The following is a 25,351-nucleotide window of genomic DNA, read 5'->3' as shown; positions in this document are numbered from 1 at the left end:
GTTAAACTCCTAACTTCCATGACAGGGTACGGAGCAGATCGGCAAACACGCCCGCTGCAGTGACATCGTTCCCTGCGCCGTAGCCGCGAAGCACAAGCGGCAATGGCTGATAATAGTGGCTGTAAAACGCGAGGGCGTTTTCGCCATTTTTGACTTTGAATAGCGGATCGTTACCGTCCACTTCAGCAATTTTTACGCGGCACACGCCGTCGTCTTCAATATTGCCAACATAGCGCAATACGTTGCCTTCATCACGGGCTTTCGCTACGCGAGCGGCAAAGTCATCGTCAAGCTGCGACAAACGGCCCATAAATGACGCGACATCGCCGCTATCATCAAATCCTGCTGGCAGCACGGGTTCGATAACGATGTCAGAAAGCTCCAGCTCGCGCCCGGTTTCACGCGCGAGGATCAGCAGCTTCCGCGCCACGTCCATACCGGACAGATCGTCACGCGGGTCTGGTTCGGTATAACCAAGCTCACGCGCGGCGCAGGTCGCTTCTGACAGGCTCATGCCTTCATCCAGCTTGCCGAAGATAAACGACAGCGAGCCAGAGAGAATGCCGGAGAAACGCTGCAGTTCATCACCCGCATTCAGCAGGTTTTGCAGGTTCTCGATGACCGGTAAACCCGCACCCACGTTGGTATCGTATAAGAACTTGCGGCGCGATTTGCTGGCGGCGGTGCGCAGCTGATGGTAATAATCCATTGACGAGGTGTTGGCCTTTTTGTTCGGCGTCACCACATGGAAGCCTTCGCGCAGGAAATCAGCGTACTGATCGGCCACCGCCTGATGAGAAGTACAATCGACAATCACTGGGTTAAGCAGGTGATACTCTTTCACCAGACGAATCAGACGACCCAGATTGAACGGCTCTTTGGCTTCAGCCAGCTCTGCCTGCCAGCTTTCCAGATTCAGCCCGTGAACGTTGGTGAGCAGCGCTTTTGAGTTCGCCAGGCCGCACACGCGCAGATCGATATGTTTTTTCTTCAGCCAACCTTGCTGGCGCTTAATTTGTTCCAGTAACGCACCACCCACGCCGCCAACGCCAATCACAAACACTTCGATAACCTGATCGGTGTTGAACAGCATCTGATGGGTAACGCGCACGCCAGTAGTGGCATCGTCGTTACTCACCACCACCGAAATCGAACGCTCGGAAGAGCCCTGCGCAATGGCCACAATATTGATATTGGCGCGAGCCAGTGCAGCAAAGAACTTGGCGGAAATACCGCGCAGAGTGCGCATGCCGTCGCCTACCACGGAGATGATCGCCAGACGTTCCTGAATCGACAGCGGCTCCAGAAGTTCTTCTTTAAGTTCCAGATAGAACTCTTCTTCCAGGGCACGGCGGGCACGCAGGCAATCCGCCTGCGGCACACAGAAGCTGATGCTGTATTCGGAAGAGGATTGAGTGATCAGCACCACCGAAATGCCGTTGCGTGACATCGCAGCAAATACGCGCGCCGCCATGCCGACCATGCCTTTCATGCCGGGTCCGGAAACGCTGAACATCGCCATGTTATTGAGGTTAGAGATGCCTTTGACGGGCAAATCGTCTTCATCATGGCTGGCGCCAATCAGCGTACCCGGCGCTTGCGGATTACCGGTATTTTTGATTAAGCACGGGATCTGGAATTGAGCGATGGGAGAAATTGTACGGGGATGGAGGACTTTAGCGCCGAAATACGACAGTTCCATCGCTTCCTGATACGACATTGATTTCAGCAGTCTTGCGTCCGGCACCTGACGCGGATCGCAGGTATAGACGCCATCGACGTCAGTCCAAATCTCGCAACAATCGGCGCGCAGACAGGCAGCCAGCACGGCGGCTGAATAGTCAGAACCGTTACGGCCCAGCACCACCAGCTCGCCTTTCTCGTTACCGGCGGTAAAGCCCGCCATTAAAATCATGTGATCCGCAGGAATTTTGCTTGCGGCAATGCGGCGCGTGGATTCGGCAATGTCCACGGTAGATTCGAGGTAATGTCCAACGGCCAGCAGTTTTTCGACCGGATCAATCACCGCCACCTTGTGACCGCGCGCTTCGAGGAGGCCAGCCATGATGGCGATAGAGAGCTTTTCGCCACGGCAAATCAGCGCGGCATTGATACTGTCCGGACACTGGCCGAGCAGGCTGATACCGTGCAGAACATGTTTAATTTGAGCGAACTCTTGCTCAACAAATGCTTTTAACGGTGCGAGTGGGAAACCTGGCTGCAAATCAGCCAGCCCCTGAAGCAGTTCGGTGAAAATACGTTCGGCGTCGCTGATGTTCGGAAGGGCATCCTGACCACCGATGGTTTTTTCAATCATCGCCACCAGATGGTTGGTGATTTTTGCCGGGGCAGAAAGCACGGTTGCGACCTGCCCCTGCCTGGCGTTGCTTTCCAGGATATCGGCAACACGCAGAAAACGTTCTGCATTTGCCACTGATGTACCGCCGAACTTCAAGACTCGCATGGTATTACCTCATAATCTTTAGCCGAAAAAAAAGCCCGCACTGTTTAGGTGCGGGCTTTTTTCTGTTTTTCCTGTTACGCGTCAGCCCGCATCGTTACCTGTGGTAATGATGATGGTTGTTGTAATGGTGGTGGTGCTAACGCGATTCATGGATGTTGTGTTCTCTGTCGTTATTATCTGTCTGTCCTGTATCCCTAAGGGTTAAGGGATTCGGTATCCTAAGTCAATAAATTTCTAATTTGATCACAATTTACGCATCTTCTCAGTCACGCTGCTTGCCGTTTATTTTCATCCAGATAAGACCAGACAAAACCCTTATAATCCGACTCATAAACCATATTAAATTAAAATACTAGAATTTTACTCTGCCAATTTTTTTTCAATATCATGAAGCAATCGGTGCAGCATGGCGGTGTCTCGCTGCTCAAGACGCCCTAACCGCTGGTGTAACCACTCCACCATTTTTTGATCGTCCGCGACATTCAGTTGCGACAGAAGCGCGTCTGCGCGAACACGTAACGCACGCAGTTGGTTTTCATCAACGCTGCTCGACGCAGGCGCGGCAGTTTGCATTAAAGATGCTAATTGATAGCAATAGACCATCACCGCCTGGCCCAAATTGAGCGACGGGTAATCCGCGACCATCGGCACGCCGGTCAGAACATCGGCGAGCTCCAGTTCTTCATTTGTGAGGCCCGAATCCTCACGGCCAAACACCAGCGCCGCTTTCGATATCCATTCGCTTTTTTCCGTTAACATCGGCACCAGTTCAGCGGGCGTAGCGTAGTAATGAAATTTCGCCCGGCTGCGCGCGGTCGTCGCGACGGTGAAGGAAATATCATGCAACGCGTCGGCAAGCGTCGCGTAAGTGGTTATATTATCAATAATTTCACCCGATCCGTGCGCCACCCAGCGCGTGGCAGGTTCAAGGTGTGCTTCGCTCGCCACGATCCGCAAATCGTTGAATCCCATCGTCTTCATCGCGCGCGCGGCGGCGCCAATATTCTCTGCTCTTGCTGGGGAAACCAGCACTATCGACAAGTGCATTTATGTTCTCTTATTAACCAGTTAGCGGGTGAAAGTGTGATCCACCTCAACATATTACGCGGCACGAATTTACAAAATTGCAACACAAATCACCGAAATAACGTTTCACTATAAATTAAAAACGTTAAACTGTTCAGTGGGTGAATTATTGGTAAAAATGTTAACAGATATTGCTTATCCGTATGTTTATTAATGATAATACCTGTATTGATAGCTTTTTCGAATTGGATTCGCGTTGTTTATTAATCAATACCTGCAACTAATTGGTTTATTGAAAATTTGTGACAAAGGCTAGCAATAGGATACGATGATTTCATCAAACTGTTAACGTGCTACAATTGAACTTGATATATGTCAACGAAGCGTAGTTTTATTGGGTGTCCGGTGTCACTTAGCCTGTTATGTTGCTGTTAAAATGGTTAGGATGACAGCCGTTTTTGACACTGTCGGGTCCAGAGGGAAACTACCCACGACCAAGCTAATGATGTTGTTGACGTTGATGGAAAGTGCATCAAGAACGCAATTACGTACTTTAGTCACGTTACGCCGGTCATGTTAATTTGTGACATGCATCAGGCAGGTCAGGGACTTTTGTACTTCCTGTTTCGATTTAGTTGGCAATTTAGGTAGCAAACATGCAGACCCCGCACATTCTTATCGTTGAAGACGAGTTGGTAACACGCAACACGTTAAAGAGCATTTTCGAAGCAGAAGGCTACGATGTCTTTGAAGCGACCGACGGCGCAGAGATGCATCAGATCCTGTCAGAAAATGATATCAATCTGGTCATCATGGACATCAACCTGCCAGGTAAAAACGGCCTTCTTCTGGCACGCGAACTGCGTGAACAGGCGAATGTGGCGTTAATGTTCCTGACGGGCCGTGACAATGAAGTTGATAAAATCCTCGGTCTGGAAATCGGCGCTGATGACTACATCACCAAGCCATTCAACCCGCGTGAATTGACCATTCGTGCACGCAATCTGCTTTCCCGCACCATGAATCTGGGTACGGTGAGCGAAGAGCGCCGTAGCGTCGACAGCTACAAATTTAACGGCTGGGAACTTGATATTAATAGCCGTTCGCTGGTTAGCCCGAACGGTGAACAGTATAAGCTGCCGCGCAGTGAATTCCGCGCCATGCTGCACTTCTGCGAAAATCCGGGCAAGATTCAGTCCCGCGCAGAACTGCTGAAGAAAATGACCGGCCGTGAGCTGAAGCCGCACGACCGTACTGTTGATGTGACTATCCGTCGTATTCGTAAACATTTCGAATCCACGCCGGATACGCCAGAAATCATCGCCACGATCCATGGCGAAGGTTACCGTTTCTGCGGCGATCTGCAGGAATAATCCCGCATTCAACGCAGTAAAAAACGGCGCTTAACGCGCCGTTTTTTTTATTTCCAGATCCGTAAAGCCTCATCATCCGTGTTATTTAGCGAGCCACCGTCTGGTGGATTACGTTTTGACTGTGAAAGCGAATACCAGTCAAAGTGACGCGTCAGATACATCACCGCAAACAATGCAATCGCCAGTACGGCCGACCCCAACAGCAGCGCACTGTCTTCCGAGCGCAGCAAGAACCACATCACCGCATCAAGTCCTAACAGTGCCAGGATAAACACCGCACTGCGCTTCCAGCCTTCAAGCACCGCTTGCAAATACACCCCATTCATCATTGCGCCGACCAGGCTTGCGATAATCCAGGCGGGCGTGAATCCAACGTGTTCTGACAGCGCCAGCAAAACCAGATAAAACAGCACCAGCGACAGCCCAACCAGCAGGTACTGCATTGGGTGAAGACGAAGATGGGTTAAGGTCTCGTAGACAAAAAACGCCATAAACGTCAGGGCGATCAGCAAAATGGCATACTTGATGGCGCGGTCGGTCAGTTGATACTGGTCGGCAGGCGTCGCCACGGTCACGCTAAAAGCTGGAACATGTCGCCACTCAGGCTGATTTTGATCGCCAAACAGGCTCTCAAGATTGTTAGCAAACCAGCTGCTTTTCCACTGCGCCTGGAAACCCGATGCGCTAATTTCGCGCTGAACCGGTAAGTAATCACCCATAAAACCGGGATGCGGCCAGTTACTGCGTAGCGTTAGCTCGCTGTTACGCCCGACCGGGACGACGGAAAAACTGCCCGTCCCGTTAAGGCTCAGCGACATGTCCAGCGCAAGGGTCTTCATCGCGAGGTGATTTTCATTCAGCGGAATATGAATGCCCGGCAATTCGCCCGAAACACCAGAACCGGGTTCAACAGTTAGCGCTTCGCCGTTGATTTTCGAGATACTTACCGCGCCGATCCCGCGCGCATCGCCCACACCGACCACAATAAATGGCTGTCCAAGGGTGATCGTTTCGCCTTTTAAGCGCGTCAGCTTTTCAGTATTAAATTGCGCTTTGAGTTTGAGATCGGTGGTCCAGATTTGTCCGTCATAGATACCGATGCTCCTGGATTGCACCTGCTGATTTCCGTCGATGACCAGGGATTCCGGCAGCACAAAATGCAGATAACTGCGCTTATGTTCGACCTCTTTTTTATCCTCAATTTTGTAGTAAATCTCGGTTACCGGGATGGCGATAAGCGGCCCGGTAAGCTGCTGCGGCCCGCTGGTGCTTTGTCGTAGCGTATCTTCCACGTCGTCGCGATAGCTGGCGCGATCCGAAATCAGGTTACTCACCATAAACAACGGAACGAGCAACAGCAGGATGCACCCAATCAGGGTGCTGACTTTCCAGAACAGGGGGGATTTTTTCATGACCTTCTCCTTTGTGATAAAAGGAGGATAACGAGGCTATGTGCGGTCAGTTTGAAGTTATGTGAAGGGACGGTGAAGTGTCAGTAACGCCGCGACACCGCCTTCTTCGCGGTTACGAAGCTGAATATCGCCGTGGTGCAGACGGGCAACTTCCTGAACGAAGGCCAGACCCAGACCGCTGCTTTTCAGCCCATTTTCACGCGGGAGCGAATAAAAGCGCTCAAAGATGCGGGTATGTGCGTACTCAGGAATACCGCTGCCGCTATCGGTGACGCTCAGTTGCACTTTTTTATGCACCTCACGGGCGGCAAGCTCAATGTGTCCCCCTTCGGGCGTAAAATCGAGCGCATTGTCCAGCAGATTACCGAGCGCATGTTCGAGTAAATCCTCGTCGCCTTCGACTGCCTTTAAACAATTTTTCAAGGTCAGGGTGATATTTTTGGCGGCGAGTAACGCCGCGCGCGCCGCGCTCAAACGTGTAAACAGGGCATCGATATCCACATGGCTCGGCGTGATCTCCACGCGATTCTCCAGCCGCGCCTGCTCGAGGAGCTTCTCAACCAGCGACTGCATGCGTGCATTTTGCACCAGAATATTATCGACAAAACGCGCGGCCACCTGCGGCGGTGGCTGTTCTGCCAGGATTTCAGCCGAACCGCGAATGGCCGCCAGCGGGCTTTTCAATTCGTGGGTCAGCGCGTGAACGTAGTGTTCAATATAATTTTTGCCTTCGAGGCGAATGCGCATGTTTTCCAGCGCCTGTGCGAGCTTACGCAATTCGCTACTTCCCGGATCGGGCAGCGGCAGTGGAGTATCCGTCGTCACCGAATCGGCATAGCGCGACAGCGAACTGATTGAGCGATTTATCCACCACGCTACCACCAGCCCAATCAACAGGGCGATACTCAGTAGCGCCGCGCCAGCCCATAAAATGCGGCGCTCACTGCGATGGATAACCGGCGCCATCGCGCTGTTTGGCTTGCCCACCGACAACACGCCGATAATCTTTCCGTGGTCGATAATCGGTGCGGCGACGTACATCACGGTGCTTTGCGGATCGTCAGGATTAATTTGCGTGCTACGCGCACCATAGTCGCCACGCAGCGTAAGCCAGACATCGTTCCAGCGCGAATAATCTTCGCCGAGCGCTTTGCCGGACGAATCGAACACCACCCTGCCCTGTGCGTCCGTCATGTAAACATGATATTCGTTGCGCACTTTATGGATGCCGCCAATGTTGGCGCGAAACGGACGCTGATGAAGCTGCGAGAAAGCCTGCGCCAGTCGGCCATTATGTGCAGAGCCTGACAGCAAATCGTCACGCCCGACCTGTGCCAGAAGCGTGGCAGTATCAATCAACGTGCCTTCCGTTGCCCTGCGCACGCCTGGCTTCACTTCCTGGACAAATATCGACAGCACAAACCATGCCGCAATCGCCACAATCAGGAAATAGCCCAATAACAACCGCATACCGATGCGCATCAGTATAATCCCAGGCTGTAGCCCATTCCGCGGTGGGTACTGATGGGTGAAAGTTCGGCATTGACGGCGCGCAGCTTGGCACGCAGGGTTTTGATATGGGTATCGACCGTACGATCAAAACTATCGCCCTCATCGCCCCACACTTTGTCCATCAACTGCTGGCGAGAAAAAACGCGGCCAGGCGCGTTCAGAAGGGTTTTCAGCAGTAAAAACTCATACCGTGTGAGCGGCAAAGCGTGACCGCACCAGCTGATGTGCGCCGCAGGCTCGTTAAGTTCAAATTGACCAATACGAACGATGTCAGAAGGCGCAGCGGACTTTTGCATTCGTCGTAGAATGGTTCTGACACGTGCGCACACTTCGCGGGGTGAAAAGGGTTTAGCGACGTAGTCATCCGCCCCCATTTCCAGGCCCAGCAGTTTATCCACTTCATCACTCCGGGCCGTGAGAAACAGCACCGGCAGCGAGGGATGCTGCGCCAGAAGCTGACGACACAGCTCAAAACCGCTGATATCCGGCAGCCCCACGTCAAGAATGGCCAGCGCCGGAGCCTGCCGGCGCGCTTCATCCAGCGCCGGAAGCCCACGCTCAAAGGCTTTCACGGCGAATCCTTCCTGAGAAAGCATATAAATGAGCGTCTCGGCAATGCTACTTTCATCTTCAACCAGCCAAATCAACGGTTGCTGCATCGTGATTCCCTGCATTAACGCCACGGCATAATCGGTACTGCGCTCAGCGCGTTTTTCGGCGATCCTTCGACCACTTTATCCGAGTACGCCAGATAGGCTAACGTATTGCGCTTCGGATCGTAAAAACGCACGACCTGGAGTTTTTTGAACACCAGAGAGGTGCGTTTCTGGAACACGACGTCGCCCTGCGTTTTACCGTTTTTGATTTTGTCGCTTAATTCCACCGGCCCCACCTGCTGGCAGGAAATCGCGGCATCAGCAGTATCTTCGGCCAGACCAAGCCCACCTTTAATGCCGCCCGTTTTAGCGCGACTGATGTAGCACGTGACGTTCTTGACGTCGGGATCGTCAAACGCTTCGACGACAATTTTATGATCCGGGCCAAACACTTTAAATACGGTGTCAACGGAGCCAACTTCTTCTGCGAGCGCGGTGCGCCCGACTAATACCATCAGCGCGGTGAAGATCAATGTCTTGTATTTCATATTGTTACCATTCTTTAAAATTGCATTAAGCGATTATTCAATAATCCAGATAAAAACCTAGCAAGATCACAGGATTATAAAATTCATCCCGATAATGTGCGGCAAAAAGCATGAATGCGCAAAAAAAACACTGAATGCTAAAACATCAAAAAATGCTATTATCCGCTACCCTGTTATCAGGCACCTGCTGTTTTAAGGATGAGGATAGTATATGGATCAGGCTGGAATTATTCGCGATCTGCTTACCTGGCTGGAAGGTCATCTGGACCAGCCATTGTCACTGGATAATGTGGCGGCAAAAGCAGGCTATTCCAAGTGGCATCTGCAAAGGATGTTCAAAGATGTCACCGGTCATGCTATCGGTGCCTACATTCGCGCGCGTCGACTGTCAAAATCTGCCGTCGCTCTGCGCCTGACGGCACGTCCGATTCTGGATATTGCCCTGCAATACCGTTTTGACTCGCAGCAAACGTTCACCCGCGCCTTTAAAAAACAGTTCTCGTTGACGCCTGCGCTCTATCGCCGCTCGCCCGACTGGAGCTCGTTTGGCATGCGTCCGCCGCTGCGTCTGGGTGAATTCGCCATGCCGAAACACGAGTTTATCACCCTGCCAGAAACGCACCTGATCGGCACAACGCAAAGCTACACCTGTTCGCTGGAGCAGATTTCCGAATTCCGTCATCAGATGCGAGTGCAGTTCTGGCGCGATTTCCTGAGCCACGCGCCGGCCATTCCACCACTGCTGTATGGTCTGAACCAGACGCATCCAAGCCAGGAAAAAGACGACGAACAGGAAGTGTTTTACACCACCGCACTCACCCCAGAAATGGCCAATGGCTATATTCAGGGATCGAAACCGGTAGTGATCGAAGGCGGTGACTACGTGATGTTCACCTATGAAGGACTGGGCACCGGCGTTCAGGAATTCATCCTGACCGTTTACGGAACCTGCATGCCAATGCTGAATCTGAACCGCCGTAAAGGTCAGGACATTGAGCGTTACTTTCCGGCCAGCGATGTGAAGCCGGAAGAACGCCCAATCGATCTGCGTATGGAATACCTGGTTCCGATTCGCCGCTAGCGCTGTAGCTCATCCAGCGCAGGGGCGTCCAGATGCGAGATGTCCCCTGCCATTTCCACCACCCAACCAGACGCAAGCCATGGGCTCTCCTGATAGTCGATGCGGGAAATAGAACAGTTGCGCAGACGCAAACGGCGCTCCGCGTAGGCTGGCAATCCAAGAATCGTACTGACCAGGCAACCCAGCGCGATACCGTGACTTACCAGCAGCGGACGACTGCCTTCCGGCAACTTCAGGCAATCTCCCAGAGCCGCCTGCACGCGTACGCTCAGCTCCTGCATGGATTCACCATCAGGAATGCGGCCATCTTCCGTACCGTTCACCAGCGTACGACGCCAGCCCTCTTCCTCGTCAGTCAAAGAATCAACATGGCGCTTTTCCAGCACGCCCATGTCGAGTTCGCGCAGACGCGGATCGAGAATGATGTCGCAACCACAGGCGTCGGCAATAATGCGTGCCGTTTGCTGGGTACGACCGAGATCGCTGGCAATGATGTGCGTGATGCCCAGTGTTCTGGCACGTTCCGCCACTTGCCGCGCTTGTTGCTCACCTTTGGCGGTGAGAGGACTGTCTGACTGCCCTTGAATACGTCGCTCGGCGTTCCACTGCGTTTCACCGTGGCGAACAAGGTAAACCTGTAACATGCTATTTTTCCGTTATACTGCGATGAATTTTTTTTAAACTGAGCTTAATTATGCACCAGGTTGTCTCCGCTACCACCAATCCTGCCAAAATTCAGGCAATTCTAAGAGCATTTGAGGAGATCTTCGGCGAAGGATCCTGCCATATCGATGCTGTCGCCGTCGAGAGCGGTGTCCCTGAACAGCCGTTTGGCAGTGAGGAAACGCGGGCTGGCGCACGAAATCGCGTTATCAATGCAAAAGCGCTGCGCCCTGCAGCCGATTTTTGGGTGGCGATTGAAGCGGGAATTGACGAAGGCGCAACGTTTAGCTGGGTAGTGATTGAAAACCGCGAGCAGCGTGGAGAAGCCCGTTCCGCAACGCTGCCGTTGCCCGCCATCATTCTGGAAAAAGTACGGGCAGGAGAAGCCCTCGGCCCGGTGATGTCACGCTACACCGGCATTGATGAAATTGGCCGCAAAGAGGGAGCCATCGGCGTGTTTACCGCTGGCGCACTGACGCGTTCAAGCGTGTACCATCAGGCTGTTATTCTGGCGTTAAGTCCGTTTCACAACGCGATTTATCGCTGAACGCCCAGCAGTACTGATTCCAGCCATTGACGCAGTTCAACCGGTGCAGATTTCAGGCTGTTAGACCCGCGGGTGATTGTCGCAATGCCCGCGCCCAGCTCGGTTTTCAACTCGCGCTGACTCATCTCACCGCGTAGTAATTCTTCAATAATGCGCACCCGCGTGCCCAACGCTTCACGTTCATCGGGCGTGAGCATCAACTGCATCAGGGGTAAATGCAGATCCTGTTCATAGGACTGGCGAAGCAGCTCCACAAAGCGAAGCCACTCCTGATTACGCTGTTCGGCCATCGCCGATGAATAAGGGGAATTCTGGGTCATGTTATGCCGCCGTTTTTCCATTGTACTCTTTGACGAGTACAGCATAACACAACCCACGCCAATCAGTAACGTCGCTGCCACTCCGCATCGCTCATCAGAGTATCTTTCTGCCCCATGAAGTAGCGGTAGTAGGCGTCATACGCCATCACATTTTTCACATAGCCGCGCGTTTCAGAGAACGGAATGCTCTCGACAAACGCCACGGCGTCAATGCGTCCGGCACTGTTACCCAGCCAGGTGCGCACGCGTCCAGGCCCGGCGTTATACGCTGCCGAGGCGAAAATGCGGTTCTCACCAAACTGCTGATAAACGTACTGCAAATAGCGAGTACCGATATTGATGTTGGTCTCCGGCTCCAGCAGCTGTGAAGGGCTGCTGTAGCCTGGAATATTAAACATCTTCACCGTATGCGTCGCGGTGCCGGGCATGATTTGCATCAGGCCGCTGGCCCCCACCGGAGAGCGTACTTTTGGATTCCAGGCGCTCTCCTGACGGGCAATCGCCATCGCATAACTCTTCGGAATGTCTTTTCCGCTGGTGTAACGATCGAACAGATCTTTGTAGGCCAGCGGGAAACGCTCTTCAAGATGATCCCACAGCTTACCGGCGATCGTCGCCTGCACGCTCAGATCCCACCATCGATTATCAAAGGCATAGCGTGCGAGCTGGGCCTTTTCATCCGTCGTGCGGCTGGTGACCAGATTAGCCCATTCGCTGCGCGCGGTATTATCCATATTCCAGTACATCAGCTCGCGCACGCGCGCCATTTCCGGTCCTTGAACCAGTGCCGGGCTGGCGTTCGCAGGCGCTTTGTCGATTTTAAGCTGATACTCTTCGCCCAGTCGCTGCGCCGCTGCCATCGGATAGAAACCGCGCTGCTGCATCAGAGAATGGAGGATCTCCTTCGCTTCACCTTCGCGGCCGCGCTCCATCAGCAAATCAGCCTGCCAGTAGCGCCATTCGTCTTTCTCTTTCGCATCCATTGGCAGACGTGATAGCCAGGTGTTTAAGCCACGGCGATCGCCTGTGCCCAGCGCCATACGCACCCGACGTTCCACCAGCGAAGTGGAATTTGAGCGCATAATCGCGTCGTCACGCCAGCGCGCTTGCTCATCGGTGACGTCCGTCCCCATCAAACGCCACGCCACGATATCGCGCAGCTCCTGGGTTTGATCGTCATTTAGCTGCTGCACCTGCATCAGTTGCGGGATCATCAACCGGGCATTTTCAACGTCATTGCGTGCCACGCTGCTAAAGGCCACAGCGGCCATCTGGCGGGTAAAATCGGTCGCACCCGTTGAACGGGCAAACGTCATGACAGAATTGGGATCGTTCGCCAGCTGGATCACGGCGGTGGAAATGGTTTGATAGTCGGACGGCATTTGCCCCGCGAGCGTCGTGACCAGGCGCGTATTGCCCGCTTTCATCGCCAGACGGATGCGCTCAAGATAGGCCAGCGGATCCTGTTTACCGGACGCGCGCCATGCGCCAAACAGTGAATCACAGGCATTCGGCTGACTCTTACCCGACAGCCACAGTTCTTTCGCGCCGTTCCACGCCTCTTCGGCCTGGCCGGTATTCCACTTGGCATAGTAGTAGTTACATTGCGCTTCCGTCGTTCCCGGTTTATCCGGGCTGAACGCCAGCAAACCGCGCCAGTCTTCACGTCGCGCCAGCTCGTTCACAAAACGTGATTGCAGCGTGCGGGCGGGCGGCAGCGTTGGGTTTGCCTGTATAAAATTCGCGACGGTGACCGTCGGCTGGTTCATCAGATCGTCAGTGATTTGACGATATTCAAGATACGGGTACAGAGGATAATCTTTCAGCGTGGGCATCAAGGCCTGCACGGTATCCATCTGTTTGCTATCCCACGCCTGCTTGATTTGTGCATAGCGGTTACGTTGTTCATCCAGTGAATCAGCTCGCGCGGCGTTGCTTATCGTCAGCACGCACACGCTGGCAGCCAGCAGACGCCAGACCACCTGTTTGGCTTTTTCCACAAGCTCTCCTTCATATTGTTGATTTCAGTTGTAGCGTCTTGCCACGTCAAAAATGTCATTCACTTATGCTAACCAGGAGTACCACAACGCGCCACGCTGCGGACACTTTTTTACCTTTCTTGCGCGTTTTAACACTCCCGGAGTTCCTGGCTGGGATTAGCCACTGAAAAAGGCTACACTTCGCAGCTGAATTCTATTTTCTCTACTATAAAAGAGGCGAAGTCCACGTGGCTCAATTCGTTTATACCATGCATCGTGTCGGCAAAGTTGTTCCGCCGAAACGTCATATTCTGAAAAATATCTCGCTGAGCTTCTTCCCGGGCGCAAAAATCGGTGTTCTGGGTCTCAACGGTGCCGGTAAGTCCACCCTGCTGCGCATCATGGCGGGCATCGATACCGATATCGAAGGTGAAGCTCGCCCACAGCCTGGTCTTAAAATCGGTTATCTGCCGCAGGAACCGAAGCTAAACCCGGAACACACGGTACGTGAATCCATCGAAGAAGCCGTTTCTGAAGTGGTTAACGCGCTGAAAGGTCTGGATGAGGTGTACGCGAAGTACGCTGAGCCGGACGCTGATTTCGACAAGCTCGCGGCGCAACAGGGTAAATTTGAAGAAATTATCCAGGCGCACGACGGTCACAACCTGAACGTACAGCTGGAGCGTGCGGCCGATGCCCTGCGTCTGCCGGACTGGGACGCGAAAGTTGAAAAACTCTCCGGTGGTGAACGCCGCCGCGTCGCGCTGTGCCGTCTGCTGCTGGAAAAGCCAGACATGCTGCTGCTCGACGAACCAACCAACCACCTGGATGCGGAATCCGTGGCGTGGCTTGAGCGCTTCCTGCACGACTTCGAAGGCACCGTCGTGGCAATCACCCACGACCGTTACTTCCTCGATAACGTAGCAGGCTGGATTCTGGAGCTTGACCGCGGTGAAGGTATTCCGTGGGAAGGCAACTACTCCTCCTGGCTGGAGCAGAAAGATCAGCGCCTGGCGCAGGAAGCTTCTCAGGAAGCGGCTCGTCGTAAGTCGATTGAGAAAGAGCTGGAGTGGGTTCGTCAGGGTGCAAAAGGCCGTCAGTCTAAGGGTAAAGCCCGTCTGGCTCGCTTTGAAGAACTGAACAGTTCCGAATACCAGAAACGTAACGAAACCAACGAACTGTTTATCCCACCAGGAGCACGTCTGGGCGATAAAGTCGTTGAAGTGAACAACCTGCGTAAATCCTACGGCGATCGCCTGCTGATTGACGACCTGAGCTTCTCCGTGCCAAAAGGCGCAATTGTCGGGATCATCGGCCCGAACGGCGCGGGTAAATCAACGCTGTTCCGCATGATGTCCGGTCAGGAACAGCCTGACAGCGGCACGATTACGCTTGGCGAGACCGTGAAACTGGCCTCCGTTGATCAGTTCCGTGATTCAATGGATAACAGCAAAACCGTCTGGGAAGAAGTCTCCGGCGGGCAAGATATCATGCGTATCGGCAACACCGAGATGCCAAGCCGCGCCTACGTTGGCCGCTTCAACTTCAAGGGTGTGGATCAGGGTAAACGCGTCGGCGAACTGTCCGGTGGTGAGCGTGGTCGTCTGCATCTGGCGAAGCTGCTGCAGGTTGGCGGTAACGTGTTGCTGCTCGATGAACCGACCAACGACCTGGACATCGAAACCCTGCGTGCGCTGGAAAACGCCATGCTGGAGTTCCCGGGCTGTGCAATGGTTATCTCGCACGACCGTTGGTTCCTTGACCGCGTAGCGACCCACATTCTGGACTATCAGGATGAAGGTAAAGTGGAGTTCTTCGAAGGAAACTTCACCGAATACGAAGAGTACAAGAAACGCACGCTGGGCGCAGACGCGCTGGAGCCGAAGCGTATCAAGTACAAACGTATCTCCAAGTAAAAAACAAAACGGCAACTTCGGTTGCCGTTTTTAGTCTGTTCTCCCTCTCCCTGTGGGAGAGGGCCGGGGTGAGGGCATCAGACCGCAACGACACTCACCCACTCACATAAAACCGTTTAACCTCGTCATACTGCATCGCAAAATCCACATAGCTCATCAGCGCGGGAGAGTTCAGCTTGCGGCTCGGATATGCCAGCCACAGCTCATTGCCCTCAACGTTCCAGTCCGGTAACACCTGCACCAGCGCGCCATTCTCGCGTTTATCTTCCAGCAAAAAAGCCGGTAACAGCGTAATCCCCGCCCCCGCGATGGCGCTTTCTCGGGCATACACCAGGTTATCGCTGATATGGGTATTATCCGGCAAATGGCGATAGTCTTCGCTTTCCCGGCGCAGCAGCCACTCCGGCCAGGCTTTGTGCGTGATGCAACGATGCTCAACGAGCTGACGCGGGTGTTCCAGCGGCTCACAGCGTGCCAGATAGTCAGGTGACGCGAGCATATAGCGCGGACAGTGGCCAATCATGCGGCCAATCAATGACGAATCTTGCGGCTTACCGGTGCGCAGAGCCACGTCAAAACCGGATTCCACCAGATCAAGCAGATCGTCAGAAATACTGACTTCAAGCGATACATCAGGATACCGCCTCTGAAAATCAGCGTTCAGATGCGCCAGCAGCGTTGCTCCAATCCCCGCAGGACAGGTAATGCGCAGTCGCCCGCTGGGGTTATCGCGCAGGCGCTGAATGGCGTATTCCGCGCGTTCACTCGCCGCCAGCATCTCACGGCAATGCACAAGATAGTGCTCGCCCGCAAACGTCAGGTTGAGCTTGCGCGTGGTGCGATTTAGCAACCGAATTCCCACCTGCTGCTCAAGCTGGCTCACGCGCTGGCTGACGCTGGACTTCGGTAAACCCGCTTTACGCGCGGCGGCAGTAAAGCTGCCCATCTCCGCTACCAGCGCAAACAGGGCCATATCCTGAAGCTGTTTAAACATACTGTTCATCCTGAGCGAACACTTCGTTCTTGATTGTCCATCTTATCACGCGTCTGGTGGCTGAATAGACTAGCCTCAACATAACGTCATTCATGAGGAGCTCACCATGTCAGTTAAAGCCATCGCCGTGAACCCGAACGCACCTTCAACGTTCATTGAAATCATGCAACCCATGCCACAACCGGGTGAACACGATCTGCTGGTCGAAGTGAAAGCGGTCTCCATCAACCCAGTTGATACAAAAGTCCATGCCGGTATCGCGAAAACCGGCCTGAAAACGCCGCGTATTCTGGGATGGGATGCCAGTGGGATCGTCAACGCCGTCGGTACGGGCGTCACTCAATTCAAGCCCGGCGACGAAGTATGGTATGCGGGGGATATCACCCGTCCAGGCAGTAACTCAAGCCACCAGCTTATCGACGCACGAATTGTGGGGCATAAACCGACCCGTCTCGACTGGGCGTCAGCCGCCGCGTTGCCGTTAACCGCCCTGACCGCGTGGGAAGGCTTGTTTGAACGTCTGAACATTCAGGACGCCGGTGCGGACAAGACGCTACTGATCATCGGCGGGGCGGGCGGTGTGGGATCGCTGGCGATCCCGTTTGCGAAGCACAACAGCAACGTTAAGGTGATCGCGACGGCATCTCGCGACGATTCTGCGCAGTGGTGTTACGATCGCGGCGCGGATCGGGTGGTGAATTACCGCGATCTCCAGGGTGAACTGGCGAAACACGACATCAAATTCGTGGATTACATTTTCATTCTCAATGATACCGACGCTCACTGGGCTGCCGTGAGCGATCTGATTGCACCGCAGGGGCATATTTGCAGCATCGTGGAGAACGATCGTCCGCTGGATCAAAACGCGCTGAAGTCAAAATCCGCCGCGCTGCACTGGGAATTTATGTACACCCGCAGCATGTATCAGACCGCAGATATGGCGCGTCAGGGCGAGATTTTAAATGAGGTGGCAAAGCTGGTGGATAACGGCGTGGTGGAGAGTTCACTCAGCGAAACGCTGCACGGTTTAAGCGTCGAGAGCATCACGGAAGCGCACCGCAAAGTGCTGGACGGGCATATGCGCGGGAAAGTGGTGGTGGCGTTCTGAGCGTGATTTTTCCCTCACCCTAACCCTCTCCCAACAGGAGAGGGAACGCACAGGGATATCTTTCCCCCTCTACTCAAGGGACAGGGAATGCTCTGGGATGTCTTTCCCCCTCTCCCAATGGGAGAGGGAACACTCGGGTATCTTTCACTCTCTCTCAGTGGGAGAGGGTTGGGTGAGCGGACTATCCCTGCTCGCCCATCAATCCTTTCACCAGCTCAACGCAGCGCAGGAAGCGGTTGTCATAATCTGACTCTTCCACATGCACAAACTCCACGTTATTTTCGTGCAGCATGTCTACCAGCATGGTCTGGAACTCTTTTCTGTCGACCGAACTGCCCAGGCTGCGCATCCCATCGGCCACCCACGGGGTGTTGTTTTCCAGCAGGATCACCAGGTCAAAGCGGTACTCATCAATCAGCGCTTGTACGAACGGATGCTCACGCCCTTCGTACTTTTTACAAAACGCTTGAGTCGTCACAAAATCAGTGTCCACAAACGCGACTTTATTGGCATATTTGACCGCGAAATCAATGTACTGCGCGTGTCCCAGCGCGATTTTATCGTAATCGGAATACTGGAGCGCCATCTCGTCGCCGCCAAGGTGCGAAAAAACGTAATCACGCCCATATTCCCACGCACTGGTGGTGTTAAAAATATTGGCGAGCTTGTTCACCAGCGTCGACTTACCGCTCGATTCCCCGCCCAGAATCGCCACCGTGCGCACAAAGAACGGCTTCACTTCCGTCGGAATATAGTCCCAGTAGCGGAACGGGTTTTCGCGGATCTGTCCGCCGCTGATATTCATGAAGGTACGCTTAGGATCGATGAGCACCGTTTCAGTGCCCAAATGCTCGCGGAACTGCGGGGCATCAGACTCTTCAGAGGTGTAAATCCAGTTTGGCGTAATCCCCTTCTCTTCCATAAACGCTTTGATGCCGTTGCTCCAGACATCCCAGCCGTGCGGATAGGGCTCCATACCCTCTTCGTTAAAGGCATGAATACGAATGTTTTTCTGATATTTAAAGGTTTGAAGCAGCCAGCGCAGACGATCCGATACGGTCGGCTGCTGTGACATGGCGCTGTCTTCAAACAGCGCACGGTCGCGCGTGTCGTCGTAACCCATGATGATATGAAGCTCATCGACCTGGCTACAGGCGCGTTGAATCAAATAGATATGCCCGGTATGCAGCGGGTAAAACTTGCCGAACACCACGCCGATATTCTTTTGCATCCGCGGGAATTCAAGCCCGAGGAAACGGTGCAGCGCCTCCAACTTTTGCGCGCTGGGGCTTTTTATTTTTGCATTGAGAAGCTGGCTCAAGTAGCCCTTGGTCATGCCGCTCGCTTCGGCCACCTGCTGCAAAGTACAGCCTTTCTGGCGGATCGCGGTTTTGAGATAGTCAAATGATGACACAAGAGCCTCCTGCTAAATGGATTTGCCCGGCCGGACCCAGCCGGGAAATAAAGTATGACGGGGTTAATTATAAGTCGTCAAAGACGCTGAGTGCATCCGAGAGTTTTTTGACGGGGAAAACCTTCATCCCTTCCGGCACTTTTTTCGGCACATTGGCAGCGGGGACAATCGCACGACGGAAGCCGTGTTTAGCCGCTTCAGAAATACGCTCCTGCCCACTCGGAACCGGGCGAATTTCCCCGGCCAGCCCGACTTCACCAAATACCACCAGATCCTGCGGCAACGGTCGGTTGCGTAGACTGGACACCATTGCCAGCAGCAACGCCAGATCGGCACTGGTTTCAGTGACTTTCACACCGCCGACGACGTTCACGAAAACGTCTTGATCCGCCATTTGCAGACCGCCATGACGATGCAACACTGCCAGCAGAATCGCTAATCGGTTTTGCTCCAGACCCACCGCGACGCGGCGTGGATTGCCCATCATCGACTGATCTACCAACGCCTGGATCTCGACCAGCAGCGGACGCGTCCCTTCCCACAGCACCATTACCGAGCTGCCGGAGGTGACTTCTTCACCGCGGCTCAGGAAAATCGCCGACGGGTTGCTGACTTCACGCAGCCCCTGTTCGGTCATGGCAAACACACCCAGCTCATTCACCGCACCGAAACGGTTTTTATGGCTGCGCAGCGTGCGGAATCGGGAATCGGCATCGCCGTCCAGCATCACGGAACAGTCAATACAGTGCTCAAGCACTTTCGGGCCAGCCAGCGAGCCGTCTTTGGTGACATGGCCGACCATCACAATCGCTACGCCGCGCGTTTTGGCAAAGCGCGTCAGATAGGCTGCGGTTTCACGCACTTGGGCCACGCTCCCCGGCGAGGACTGGATGTCCGCCATGTGCATCACCTGAATGGAGTCGATCACCATCAGCTTTGGCTGCTCTTCTTCCGCAATCATGCAGATCTGCTCGATGCTGGTTTCCGAGAGCATATTGAGATTACCGGTCGGCAAACCAAGCCGGTGCGCGCGCATCGCTACCTGCTGCAGGGACTCTTCGCCCGTGACGTACAGGGTTTTCATCTGCTCTGAGAGTCTGCAAAGCGTTTGTAGCAGTAGCGTGGATTTACCCGCCCCCGGATTCCCGCCGATCAGAATCGCACTGCCCGGCACGACACCGCCGCCCAGTACGCGATCAAACTCTTTGAATCCGGTAGAAAAGCGCGGCACTTCGTCCAGGCTAATGTCAGAAAGTTTCTGAACTTTAGAAATGCCTGCATTGCCCGCGTAGCCGCTCAGGCGTTCGTTGCGAGCGACCGTTGGCGAAGCGGCCACACCACGCACTTCAGTGATGGTATTCCACGCCTGGCAGGCGCTGCACTGCCCCTGCCAGCGCGGATAATCCGCACCACATTCATTACAGACAAATGCGCGTTTTGGAGCTTTCGCCATGGTTTACCTCTTTATTTGTGATTCACGCTGCCGGACAGGATGCAAAACACACCCATCAGATCAGCATGACGGATAGTCACTTCCGTCTTTTCGTTCACTTTAGGCTTGGCATGATAAGCGATGCCAAGTCCCGACACCTTGATCATCGGCAGATCGTTCGCCCCGTCGCCAATGGCCACGGTCTGCTCGACAGGAATTTCGTATTTTTCCGCCAGACGCATCAGCGTGTTGGCTTTGTACTGCGCATCCACGATATCGCCGATCACCTGGCCGGTCAGTTTCCCGTCCATGATCTCCAGTTCGTTGGCAACCACTGTCGTCAGGCGCAGCTTGTCGCGCAGATAATCCGCGAAGAACGTAAATCCACCCGATGCGATGGCCACTTTCCAGCCCAGCGTTTCGAGCTTGAGCACCAGTTGCGTCAGGCCCGGCATCAGCGGCAGTTCGTCACGCACCTGGCGCAGAATATTCGCGTCAGCGCCTTTCAGCGTGGCGACGCGCTGCTTCAGGCTGGCGGCAAAATCTAATTCGCCGCGCATTGCGCGTTCGGTCACTTCCGCCACCAGTTCGCCGCTACCGGCCAATTTAGCAAGCTCGTCAATACACTCGATCTGAATAGCGGTGGAATCCATGTCCATCACCAGCAGGCCAGGCGTTTTCAGATGTGGGATTTTGCCCAGCGGGGCGACGTCCAGCCCGGCGTCATGCGCCAGACGGGTTGCGCGCTGCGTCAAAGAACCGGCCAGCCGAAGCACCTGATAATCTTCGATACACCACGCCGCCACAATCACCATCGCGGCACCGAGTTTCGTTTGGTATTGGGTAAGGCGTTGCTTATCCAGTCCGCGCCCGTACAGCAGCCAGCCGCTACGGCCAGCATGGTAATCCAGTGGCATTACCTCATCGCCACTTAAAGAAAGCGGCAATCCTGGCCAGAAAGAGACATCGTCAGGCAGGTCGCACCAGGTAATGTTTGGCATTGAAGCTCCTGTAAATTGGTTCGCGCCGGAAGGTTCCAGGGGGAAAATAACGCATGAGGCTACCTTGTAACCATCACTTCTGGCAACATTAAGCGGTAAATTTTCAGCAGGTGGAATATGGCTCGCGCAAAACTGAAATTCCGGCTTCATCGTGCAGTGATTGTTCTTTCATGTCTCGCACTGCTGGTAGCACTGATGCAAGGGGCGTCCTGGTTTAGCCAGAATCACCAGCGACAGCGTAATCCGCAGCTCGAAGAGTTGGCCCGAACGCTGGCACGCCAGGTCACGATCACTATCGCGCCCGCGATGCGCACCGAAACGCCGGACGATAAACGCATCAGCCAGGTGCTGCGCCAGATTACGGAAAATAGCCGAATTCTGGATGCAGGCGTGTACGACGAGCAAGGCGCGTTAATTGCGCGCACGGGCGAGCACGTTGACGTTCGCGACCGTCTGGCGCTCGACGGCAAAAAAGCGGGCGGCTACTTTAACCAACAAATTGTCGAACCCATTCAGGGCAAAAATGGTCCCCTCGGCTATTTACGCCTGACGCTGGATACTCACACGCTGGCGACCGAGGCCAAACAGGTCGATAACACCACCAATATATTACGCCTGATGCTGCTGCTTTCGCTGGCGATCGGCGTGGTACTGACGCGCACGCTGTTGCAGGGCAAACGCACCCGCTGGCAGCAATCGCCGTTCCTGCTCACCGCCAGCAAATCGGTGCCGGAAGAGGAAGAGAGCGAGAAGAAAGATTAATGGTAAAGTAGGCAAACGATTCGGAAAAGGAAATCTGCCATGACGACGTTACGCCTGCTTATCTCTGACTCTTACGATCCCTGGTTTAATCTCGCGGTGGAAGAGTGCATTTTCTGCCAGATGCCTGCCACCCAACGCGTGTTATTCCTGTGGCGCAACGCCGACACGGTGGTGATTGGGCGGGCGCAGAACCCGTGGAAAGAGTGTAATACGCGACGTATGGAAGAGGATAACGTTCGCCTCGCCCGTCGTAGCAGCGGTGGCGGCGCGGTGTTCCACGATCTCGGCAACACCTGTTTTACCTTTATGGCCGGAAAACCGGAGTACGATAAAACTATCTCCACGGCCATTGTGTTGAAAGCCCTGAACTCACTCGGCGTCAATGCAGAAGCCTCCGGACGCAACGATCTGGTGGTGAAAACCCGCGAAGGCGATCGAAAAGTGTCTGGCTCGGCTTATCGCGAAACCAAAGATCGCGGATTTCACCACGGGACGCTGTTGCTCAATGCTGACTTGAGCCGTCTGGTCAATTACCTCAATCCTGATAAGAAAAAGCTACAGGCTAAGGGGATTACGTCTGTGCGGGGTCGCGTGGCGAATCTGGTGGAGTTAATGCCGGGCATCACTCACGAACAGATCTGCGATGCCATACGCGAAGCGTTCTTTGAACACTACGGCGAGCACGTGGAGGCCGAAATTATCTCGCCGGATAAAACGCCCGATCTGCCGAATTTTGCCGAGACGTTTGCCCGTCAGAGCAGTTGGGAATGGAATTTTGGTCAGGCGCCTGCTTTTTCGCATTTACTGGACGAGCGATTCACCTGGGGCGGCGTGGAGCTGCACTTCGACGTTGAGAGAGGCCATATCACGCGTACGCAGGTGTTTACCGATAGTCTGAATCCGGCACCGCTGGAGGCACTGGCGGCACGTTTGCAGGGCTGTCTGTATCGCGCAGATAGGCTGCAACAGGAGTGTGATGCGCTGTTGGTGGATTTCCCGGAGCAGGAAACGGAGCTGAGAGAACTGTCGGCATGGATTGCTAACGCGGTCAAATAACCGTGCGGTCTGATGCCCTCACCCCAACCCTCTCCCACAGGGAGAGGGAGGAAAGAGGTTTACTCTTTATCCTCCAACAGGGAGAGGAAGAAAGAGAGGCTTACTTTTTATCCTCTCACACGGAGAGGAGGAAAGAGAGACTTACTCTTTATCGCCCAGCAGAACGGATTCCAGCGCGATTTTGATCATGTCGTTGAAGGTGGTCTGACGCTCAGCAGCAGAAGTCTGCTCATGCGTGCGGATGTGGTCAGATACGGTACAGATGGTCAGCGCTTTTGCACCAAACTCAGCCGCAACACCGTAGATGCCAGCCGCTTCCATTTCCACGCCCAGGATGCCGTACTTTTCCATCACGTCGAACATTTCGCCGCCGTCCGGGGAGTAGAACAGGTCAGCTGAGAAGATGTTACCGACGCGCGCGTCAACGCCCAGCGCTTTTGCAGCGTCTACCGCGTTACGCACCATACCGAAGTCAGCAATAGCAGCAAAGTCGTGATCTTTAAAACGCATACGGTTCACTTTGGAATCGGTGCATGCACCCATGCCAATAACCACGTCACGCAGTTTCACGTCCATGCGCACAGCACCGCAAGAACCCACGCGAATGATTTTCTTCACGCCGAAATCGGTGATCAGCTCTTTGGTGTAAATGGAGCAAGACGGGATACCCATGCCGTGACCCATTACGGAGATTTTGCGGCCTTTGTACGTCCCGGTGAAGCCCAGCATGCCACGCACGTTATTCACTTCGCGTACGTCTTCGAGGAAAGTTTCAGCAATGTGCTTAGCGCGCAGCGGATCGCCAGGCATCAGCACTACATCCGCGAAATCGCCCATTTCTGCATTAATATGTGGGGTAGCCATCGTTTTATCCTTTTCAATAAAATGTACGAAGGGCGGGAATCTCCCGCCCAAATCATCACAGCATGTTTTTACCGTAGTCCATCGGTGACGTGCCGAAGTAGCTGGCAATGGTCTGTCCGATATCGGCGAAGGTTTCGCGGTGGCCGAGAGAACCGGGTTTCACTTTTGGGCCGTAAACCAGTACCGGAATGTGCTCGCGGGTATGGTCAGTGCCGGTCCAGCTTGGGTCGCAGCCGTGGTCAGCAGTCAGGATCAGAATGTCATCTTCTCCCACCAGCTCCATCAGCTCAGGCAGACGGCGGTCGAACAGCTCAAGCCCAGCAGCGTAACCGGCGATATCACGACGGTGGCCCCAGGAAGAGTCGAAGTCCACGAAGTTGGTGAAGACGATTGTCTTATCACCCGCGTCTTTCATCTCTTTAACGGTCGCGTCAAACAGCGCATCCAGACCGGTGGCTTTCACTTTTTTGGTGATACCACAGTTAGCGTAGATGTCCGCGATTTTACCCACGGAAACCACCTGGCCATCTTTCTCATCAACCAGTTTCTGCAGTACAGTCGCGGCTGGCGGTTCAACGGCCAGATCGTGACGGTTACCGGTACGCTGGAATTCACCCGGCTTGTTGCCGATAAACGGACGTGCGATAACGCGGCCAATGTTGTAGCCGCCTTCGGTCAGCTCTTCACGCGCGATTTCGCACAGCTCATACAGTCGATCGAGACCGAAAGTCTCTTCGTGACAGGCAATCTGGAACACCGAGTCAGCAGAGGTATAGAAAATCGGCTTGCCGGTTTTCATATGTTCTTCGCCGAGCTGATCCAGAATTACCGTACCTGATGAGTGGCAGTTACCGAGGTAACCCGGCAGATTGCCGCGCTCAACCAGCTTATCCAGCAATTTCTGCGGGAAGCTGTTCTCGTGATCGGAGAAATAACCCCAATCAAACAGCACCGGCACGCCAGCGATTTCCCAGTGACCTGACGGGGTATCTTTCCCGGAAGAGAGCTCGTGAGCCCAGGCGTATGCGCCAACCACTTCCGCGTTCGCATCCATACCCGCGGCCACTTTACCGGTAGAACCTTCATGCGCTTTCACCAGACCCAGACGCGTCAGGTTCGGCAATTTCAACGGGCCTTGACGGCCGATATCCGCTTCACCTTTTGCACAGGCTTCTGCGATGTGACCCATGGTGTCAGAACCTACGTCACCAAAGCGATCCGCATCTTCTGTAGCGCCGATGCCGAATGAGTCCAGCACCATAATAAATGCACGTTTCATCATA

Annotated in this window: 24 protein-coding genes and 1 other annotated feature; of the genes, 7 read left to right on the top strand and 17 right to left on the bottom strand. The window is 54.2% G+C overall.

What is annotated here, in order from left to right:
• Window position 1 precedes the first annotated feature (1 nt).
• The 4 genes from thrA to yjjY form a co-directional block, all read right to left on the bottom strand.
• Window positions 2-2,464, bottom strand: a complete 2,463-nt coding sequence (gene thrA, locus AC0LWE_RS17505) for a bifunctional aspartate kinase/homoserine dehydrogenase I (protein WP_202668152.1) — start codon at window positions 2,462-2,464, stop codon at window positions 2-4.
• Window positions 2,465-2,488: 24 nt separating this feature from the next.
• Window positions 2,489-2,607 (bottom strand) — a sequence feature (Thr leader region).
• Window positions 2,546-2,614 (bottom strand): thr operon leader peptide, encoded by a 69-nt coding sequence (gene thrL / locus AC0LWE_RS17500; protein ID WP_107704209.1) that lies wholly within the window; start codon window positions 2,612-2,614, stop codon window positions 2,546-2,548. It overlaps the preceding feature by 62 nt.
• 210 nt (window positions 2,615-2,824) lie before the next feature.
• Window positions 2,825-3,511: a tRNA/rRNA methyltransferase gene (locus AC0LWE_RS17495; protein ID WP_202665574.1), complete on the bottom strand. Its 687-nt coding sequence runs from the start codon at window positions 3,509-3,511 to the stop codon at window positions 2,825-2,827.
• A 399-nt stretch (window positions 3,512-3,910) separates the two neighbouring features.
• Window positions 3,911-4,051, bottom strand: a complete 141-nt coding sequence (gene yjjY / locus AC0LWE_RS17490) for a YjjY family protein (protein WP_042998021.1) — start codon at window positions 4,049-4,051, stop codon at window positions 3,911-3,913.
• 95 nt (window positions 4,052-4,146) lie between these two features.
• On the opposite strand from yjjY, the gene arcA reads away from it, so the two are divergent.
• Window positions 4,147-4,863 (top strand): two-component system response regulator ArcA, encoded by a 717-nt coding sequence (gene arcA / locus AC0LWE_RS17485; RefSeq protein WP_006174002.1) that lies wholly within the window; start codon window positions 4,147-4,149, stop codon window positions 4,861-4,863.
• Between the two features lie 47 nt (window positions 4,864-4,910).
• Here arcA and creD read toward each other — a convergent pair whose 3' ends face one another.
• Genes creD through creA form a run of 4 tightly spaced genes read right to left on the bottom strand, consistent with a single transcriptional unit; the run spans window position 4,911 to window position 8,931 of the window.
• Entirely contained in the window at window positions 4,911-6,275 is a 1,365-nt protein-coding gene (creD, locus tag AC0LWE_RS17480) for a cell envelope integrity protein CreD (RefSeq protein ID WP_219347072.1), read from the bottom strand.
• A gap of 57 nt (window positions 6,276-6,332) precedes the next feature.
• The gene (creC, locus tag AC0LWE_RS17475) at window positions 6,333-7,757 is read right to left on the bottom strand and encodes a two-component system sensor histidine kinase CreC (protein ID WP_219347073.1); all 1,425 of its coding nucleotides are present in this window, start codon (window positions 7,755-7,757) and stop codon (window positions 6,333-6,335) included.
• Entirely contained in the window at window positions 7,757-8,446 is a 690-nt protein-coding gene (gene creB / locus AC0LWE_RS17470; RefSeq protein ID WP_174342609.1) for a two-component system response regulator CreB, read from the bottom strand. The genes creC and creB overlap by 1 nt, the downstream gene beginning before the upstream one ends.
• 14 nt (window positions 8,447-8,460) lie before the next feature.
• Complete coding sequence (gene creA, locus AC0LWE_RS17465; protein WP_219347074.1) at window positions 8,461-8,931, bottom strand: protein CreA; 471 nt, start codon at window positions 8,929-8,931, stop codon at window positions 8,461-8,463.
• A 211-nt stretch (window positions 8,932-9,142) separates the two neighbouring features.
• On the opposite strand from creA, the gene robA reads away from it, so the two are divergent.
• The gene (gene robA / locus AC0LWE_RS17460; protein WP_219347075.1) at window positions 9,143-10,012 is read left to right on the top strand and encodes an MDR efflux pump AcrAB transcriptional activator RobA; all 870 of its coding nucleotides are present in this window, start codon (window positions 9,143-9,145) and stop codon (window positions 10,010-10,012) included.
• Here the strand turns inward: robA and gpmB are convergent.
• Window positions 10,009-10,656 carry a 2,3-diphosphoglycerate-dependent phosphoglycerate mutase GpmB gene (gpmB, locus tag AC0LWE_RS17455; RefSeq protein WP_219347076.1) on the bottom strand — a complete coding sequence of 216 codons (648 nt, stop codon included), beginning with the start codon at window positions 10,654-10,656 and terminating at the stop codon, window positions 10,009-10,011. The genes robA and gpmB overlap by 4 nt on opposite strands.
• Window positions 10,657-10,706: 50 nt before the next feature.
• Here gpmB and yjjX point away from each other — a divergent pair, with 50 nt between their 5' ends.
• A complete protein-coding gene (yjjX, locus tag AC0LWE_RS17450; protein ID WP_219347077.1) occupies window positions 10,707-11,222 on the top strand; it encodes an inosine/xanthosine triphosphatase in 516 nt (171 codons plus the stop codon).
• Here the strand turns inward: yjjX and trpR are convergent.
• Complete coding sequence (gene trpR / locus AC0LWE_RS17445) at window positions 11,213-11,542, bottom strand: trp operon repressor (RefSeq protein WP_059180189.1); 330 nt, start codon at window positions 11,540-11,542, stop codon at window positions 11,213-11,215. The genes yjjX and trpR overlap by 10 nt on opposite strands.
• A gap of 62 nt (window positions 11,543-11,604) precedes the next feature.
• Window positions 11,605-13,542: a murein transglycosylase gene (sltY, locus tag AC0LWE_RS17440; RefSeq protein ID WP_202668147.1), complete on the bottom strand. Its 1,938-nt coding sequence runs from the start codon at window positions 13,540-13,542 to the stop codon at window positions 11,605-11,607.
• 227 nt (window positions 13,543-13,769) lie between these two features.
• On the opposite strand from sltY, the gene ettA reads away from it, so the two are divergent.
• Complete coding sequence (gene ettA, locus AC0LWE_RS17435; RefSeq protein ID WP_012015962.1) at window positions 13,770-15,437, top strand: energy-dependent translational throttle protein EttA; 1,668 nt, start codon at window positions 13,770-13,772, stop codon at window positions 15,435-15,437.
• Window positions 15,438-15,531: 94 nt separating this feature from the next.
• Here ettA and AC0LWE_RS17430 read toward each other — a convergent pair whose 3' ends face one another.
• The gene (locus AC0LWE_RS17430) at window positions 15,532-16,431 is read right to left on the bottom strand and encodes a LysR family transcriptional regulator (protein ID WP_131487353.1); all 900 of its coding nucleotides are present in this window, start codon (window positions 16,429-16,431) and stop codon (window positions 15,532-15,534) included.
• A gap of 106 nt (window positions 16,432-16,537) precedes the next feature.
• Here AC0LWE_RS17430 and AC0LWE_RS17425 point away from each other — a divergent pair, with 106 nt between their 5' ends.
• The gene (locus AC0LWE_RS17425; protein ID WP_202668146.1) at window positions 16,538-17,539 is read left to right on the top strand and encodes a zinc-binding alcohol dehydrogenase family protein; all 1,002 of its coding nucleotides are present in this window, start codon (window positions 16,538-16,540) and stop codon (window positions 17,537-17,539) included.
• 181 nt (window positions 17,540-17,720) lie between these two features.
• Here AC0LWE_RS17425 and nadR read toward each other — a convergent pair whose 3' ends face one another.
• From nadR to serB, 3 genes are all read right to left on the bottom strand, one after another.
• Window positions 17,721-18,953 (bottom strand): multifunctional transcriptional regulator/nicotinamide-nucleotide adenylyltransferase/ribosylnicotinamide kinase NadR, encoded by a 1,233-nt coding sequence (nadR, locus tag AC0LWE_RS17420; RefSeq protein ID WP_174342612.1) that lies wholly within the window; start codon window positions 18,951-18,953, stop codon window positions 17,721-17,723.
• Between the two features lie 67 nt (window positions 18,954-19,020).
• Complete coding sequence (gene radA, locus AC0LWE_RS17415) at window positions 19,021-20,406, bottom strand: DNA repair protein RadA (protein WP_131487351.1); 1,386 nt, start codon at window positions 20,404-20,406, stop codon at window positions 19,021-19,023.
• Window positions 20,407-20,417: 11 nt separating this feature from the next.
• Window positions 20,418-21,386 carry a phosphoserine phosphatase gene (gene serB, locus AC0LWE_RS17410; RefSeq protein ID WP_059180195.1) on the bottom strand — a complete coding sequence of 323 codons (969 nt, stop codon included), beginning with the start codon at window positions 21,384-21,386 and terminating at the stop codon, window positions 20,418-20,420.
• 117 nt (window positions 21,387-21,503) lie between these two features.
• Between serB and AC0LWE_RS17405 the strand changes: the two genes are divergently transcribed.
• A complete protein-coding gene (locus tag AC0LWE_RS17405) occupies window positions 21,504-22,148 on the top strand; it encodes a YtjB family periplasmic protein (protein WP_012015956.1) in 645 nt (214 codons plus the stop codon).
• A gap of 39 nt (window positions 22,149-22,187) precedes the next feature.
• A complete protein-coding gene (gene lplA / locus AC0LWE_RS17400; protein WP_219347078.1) occupies window positions 22,188-23,204 on the top strand; it encodes a lipoate--protein ligase LplA in 1,017 nt (338 codons plus the stop codon).
• A 141-nt stretch (window positions 23,205-23,345) separates the two neighbouring features.
• Here the strand turns inward: lplA and deoD are convergent, their stop codons facing one another.
• Together deoD and deoB are read right to left on the bottom strand one after the other, a co-directional pair.
• Window positions 23,346-24,068: a purine-nucleoside phosphorylase gene (deoD, locus tag AC0LWE_RS17395; protein ID WP_012015954.1), complete on the bottom strand. Its 723-nt coding sequence runs from the start codon at window positions 24,066-24,068 to the stop codon at window positions 23,346-23,348.
• Between the two features lie 55 nt (window positions 24,069-24,123).
• Window positions 24,124-25,347 carry a phosphopentomutase gene (deoB, locus tag AC0LWE_RS17390; protein ID WP_219347722.1) on the bottom strand — a complete coding sequence of 408 codons (1,224 nt, stop codon included), beginning with the start codon at window positions 25,345-25,347 and terminating at the stop codon, window positions 24,124-24,126.
• Window positions 25,348-25,351 lie beyond the last annotated feature (4 nt).

It is taken from the genome of Lelliottia sp. RD5 (assembly GCF_056032945.1).
This window is presented reverse-complemented; position numbering and strand designations above follow the sequence as displayed.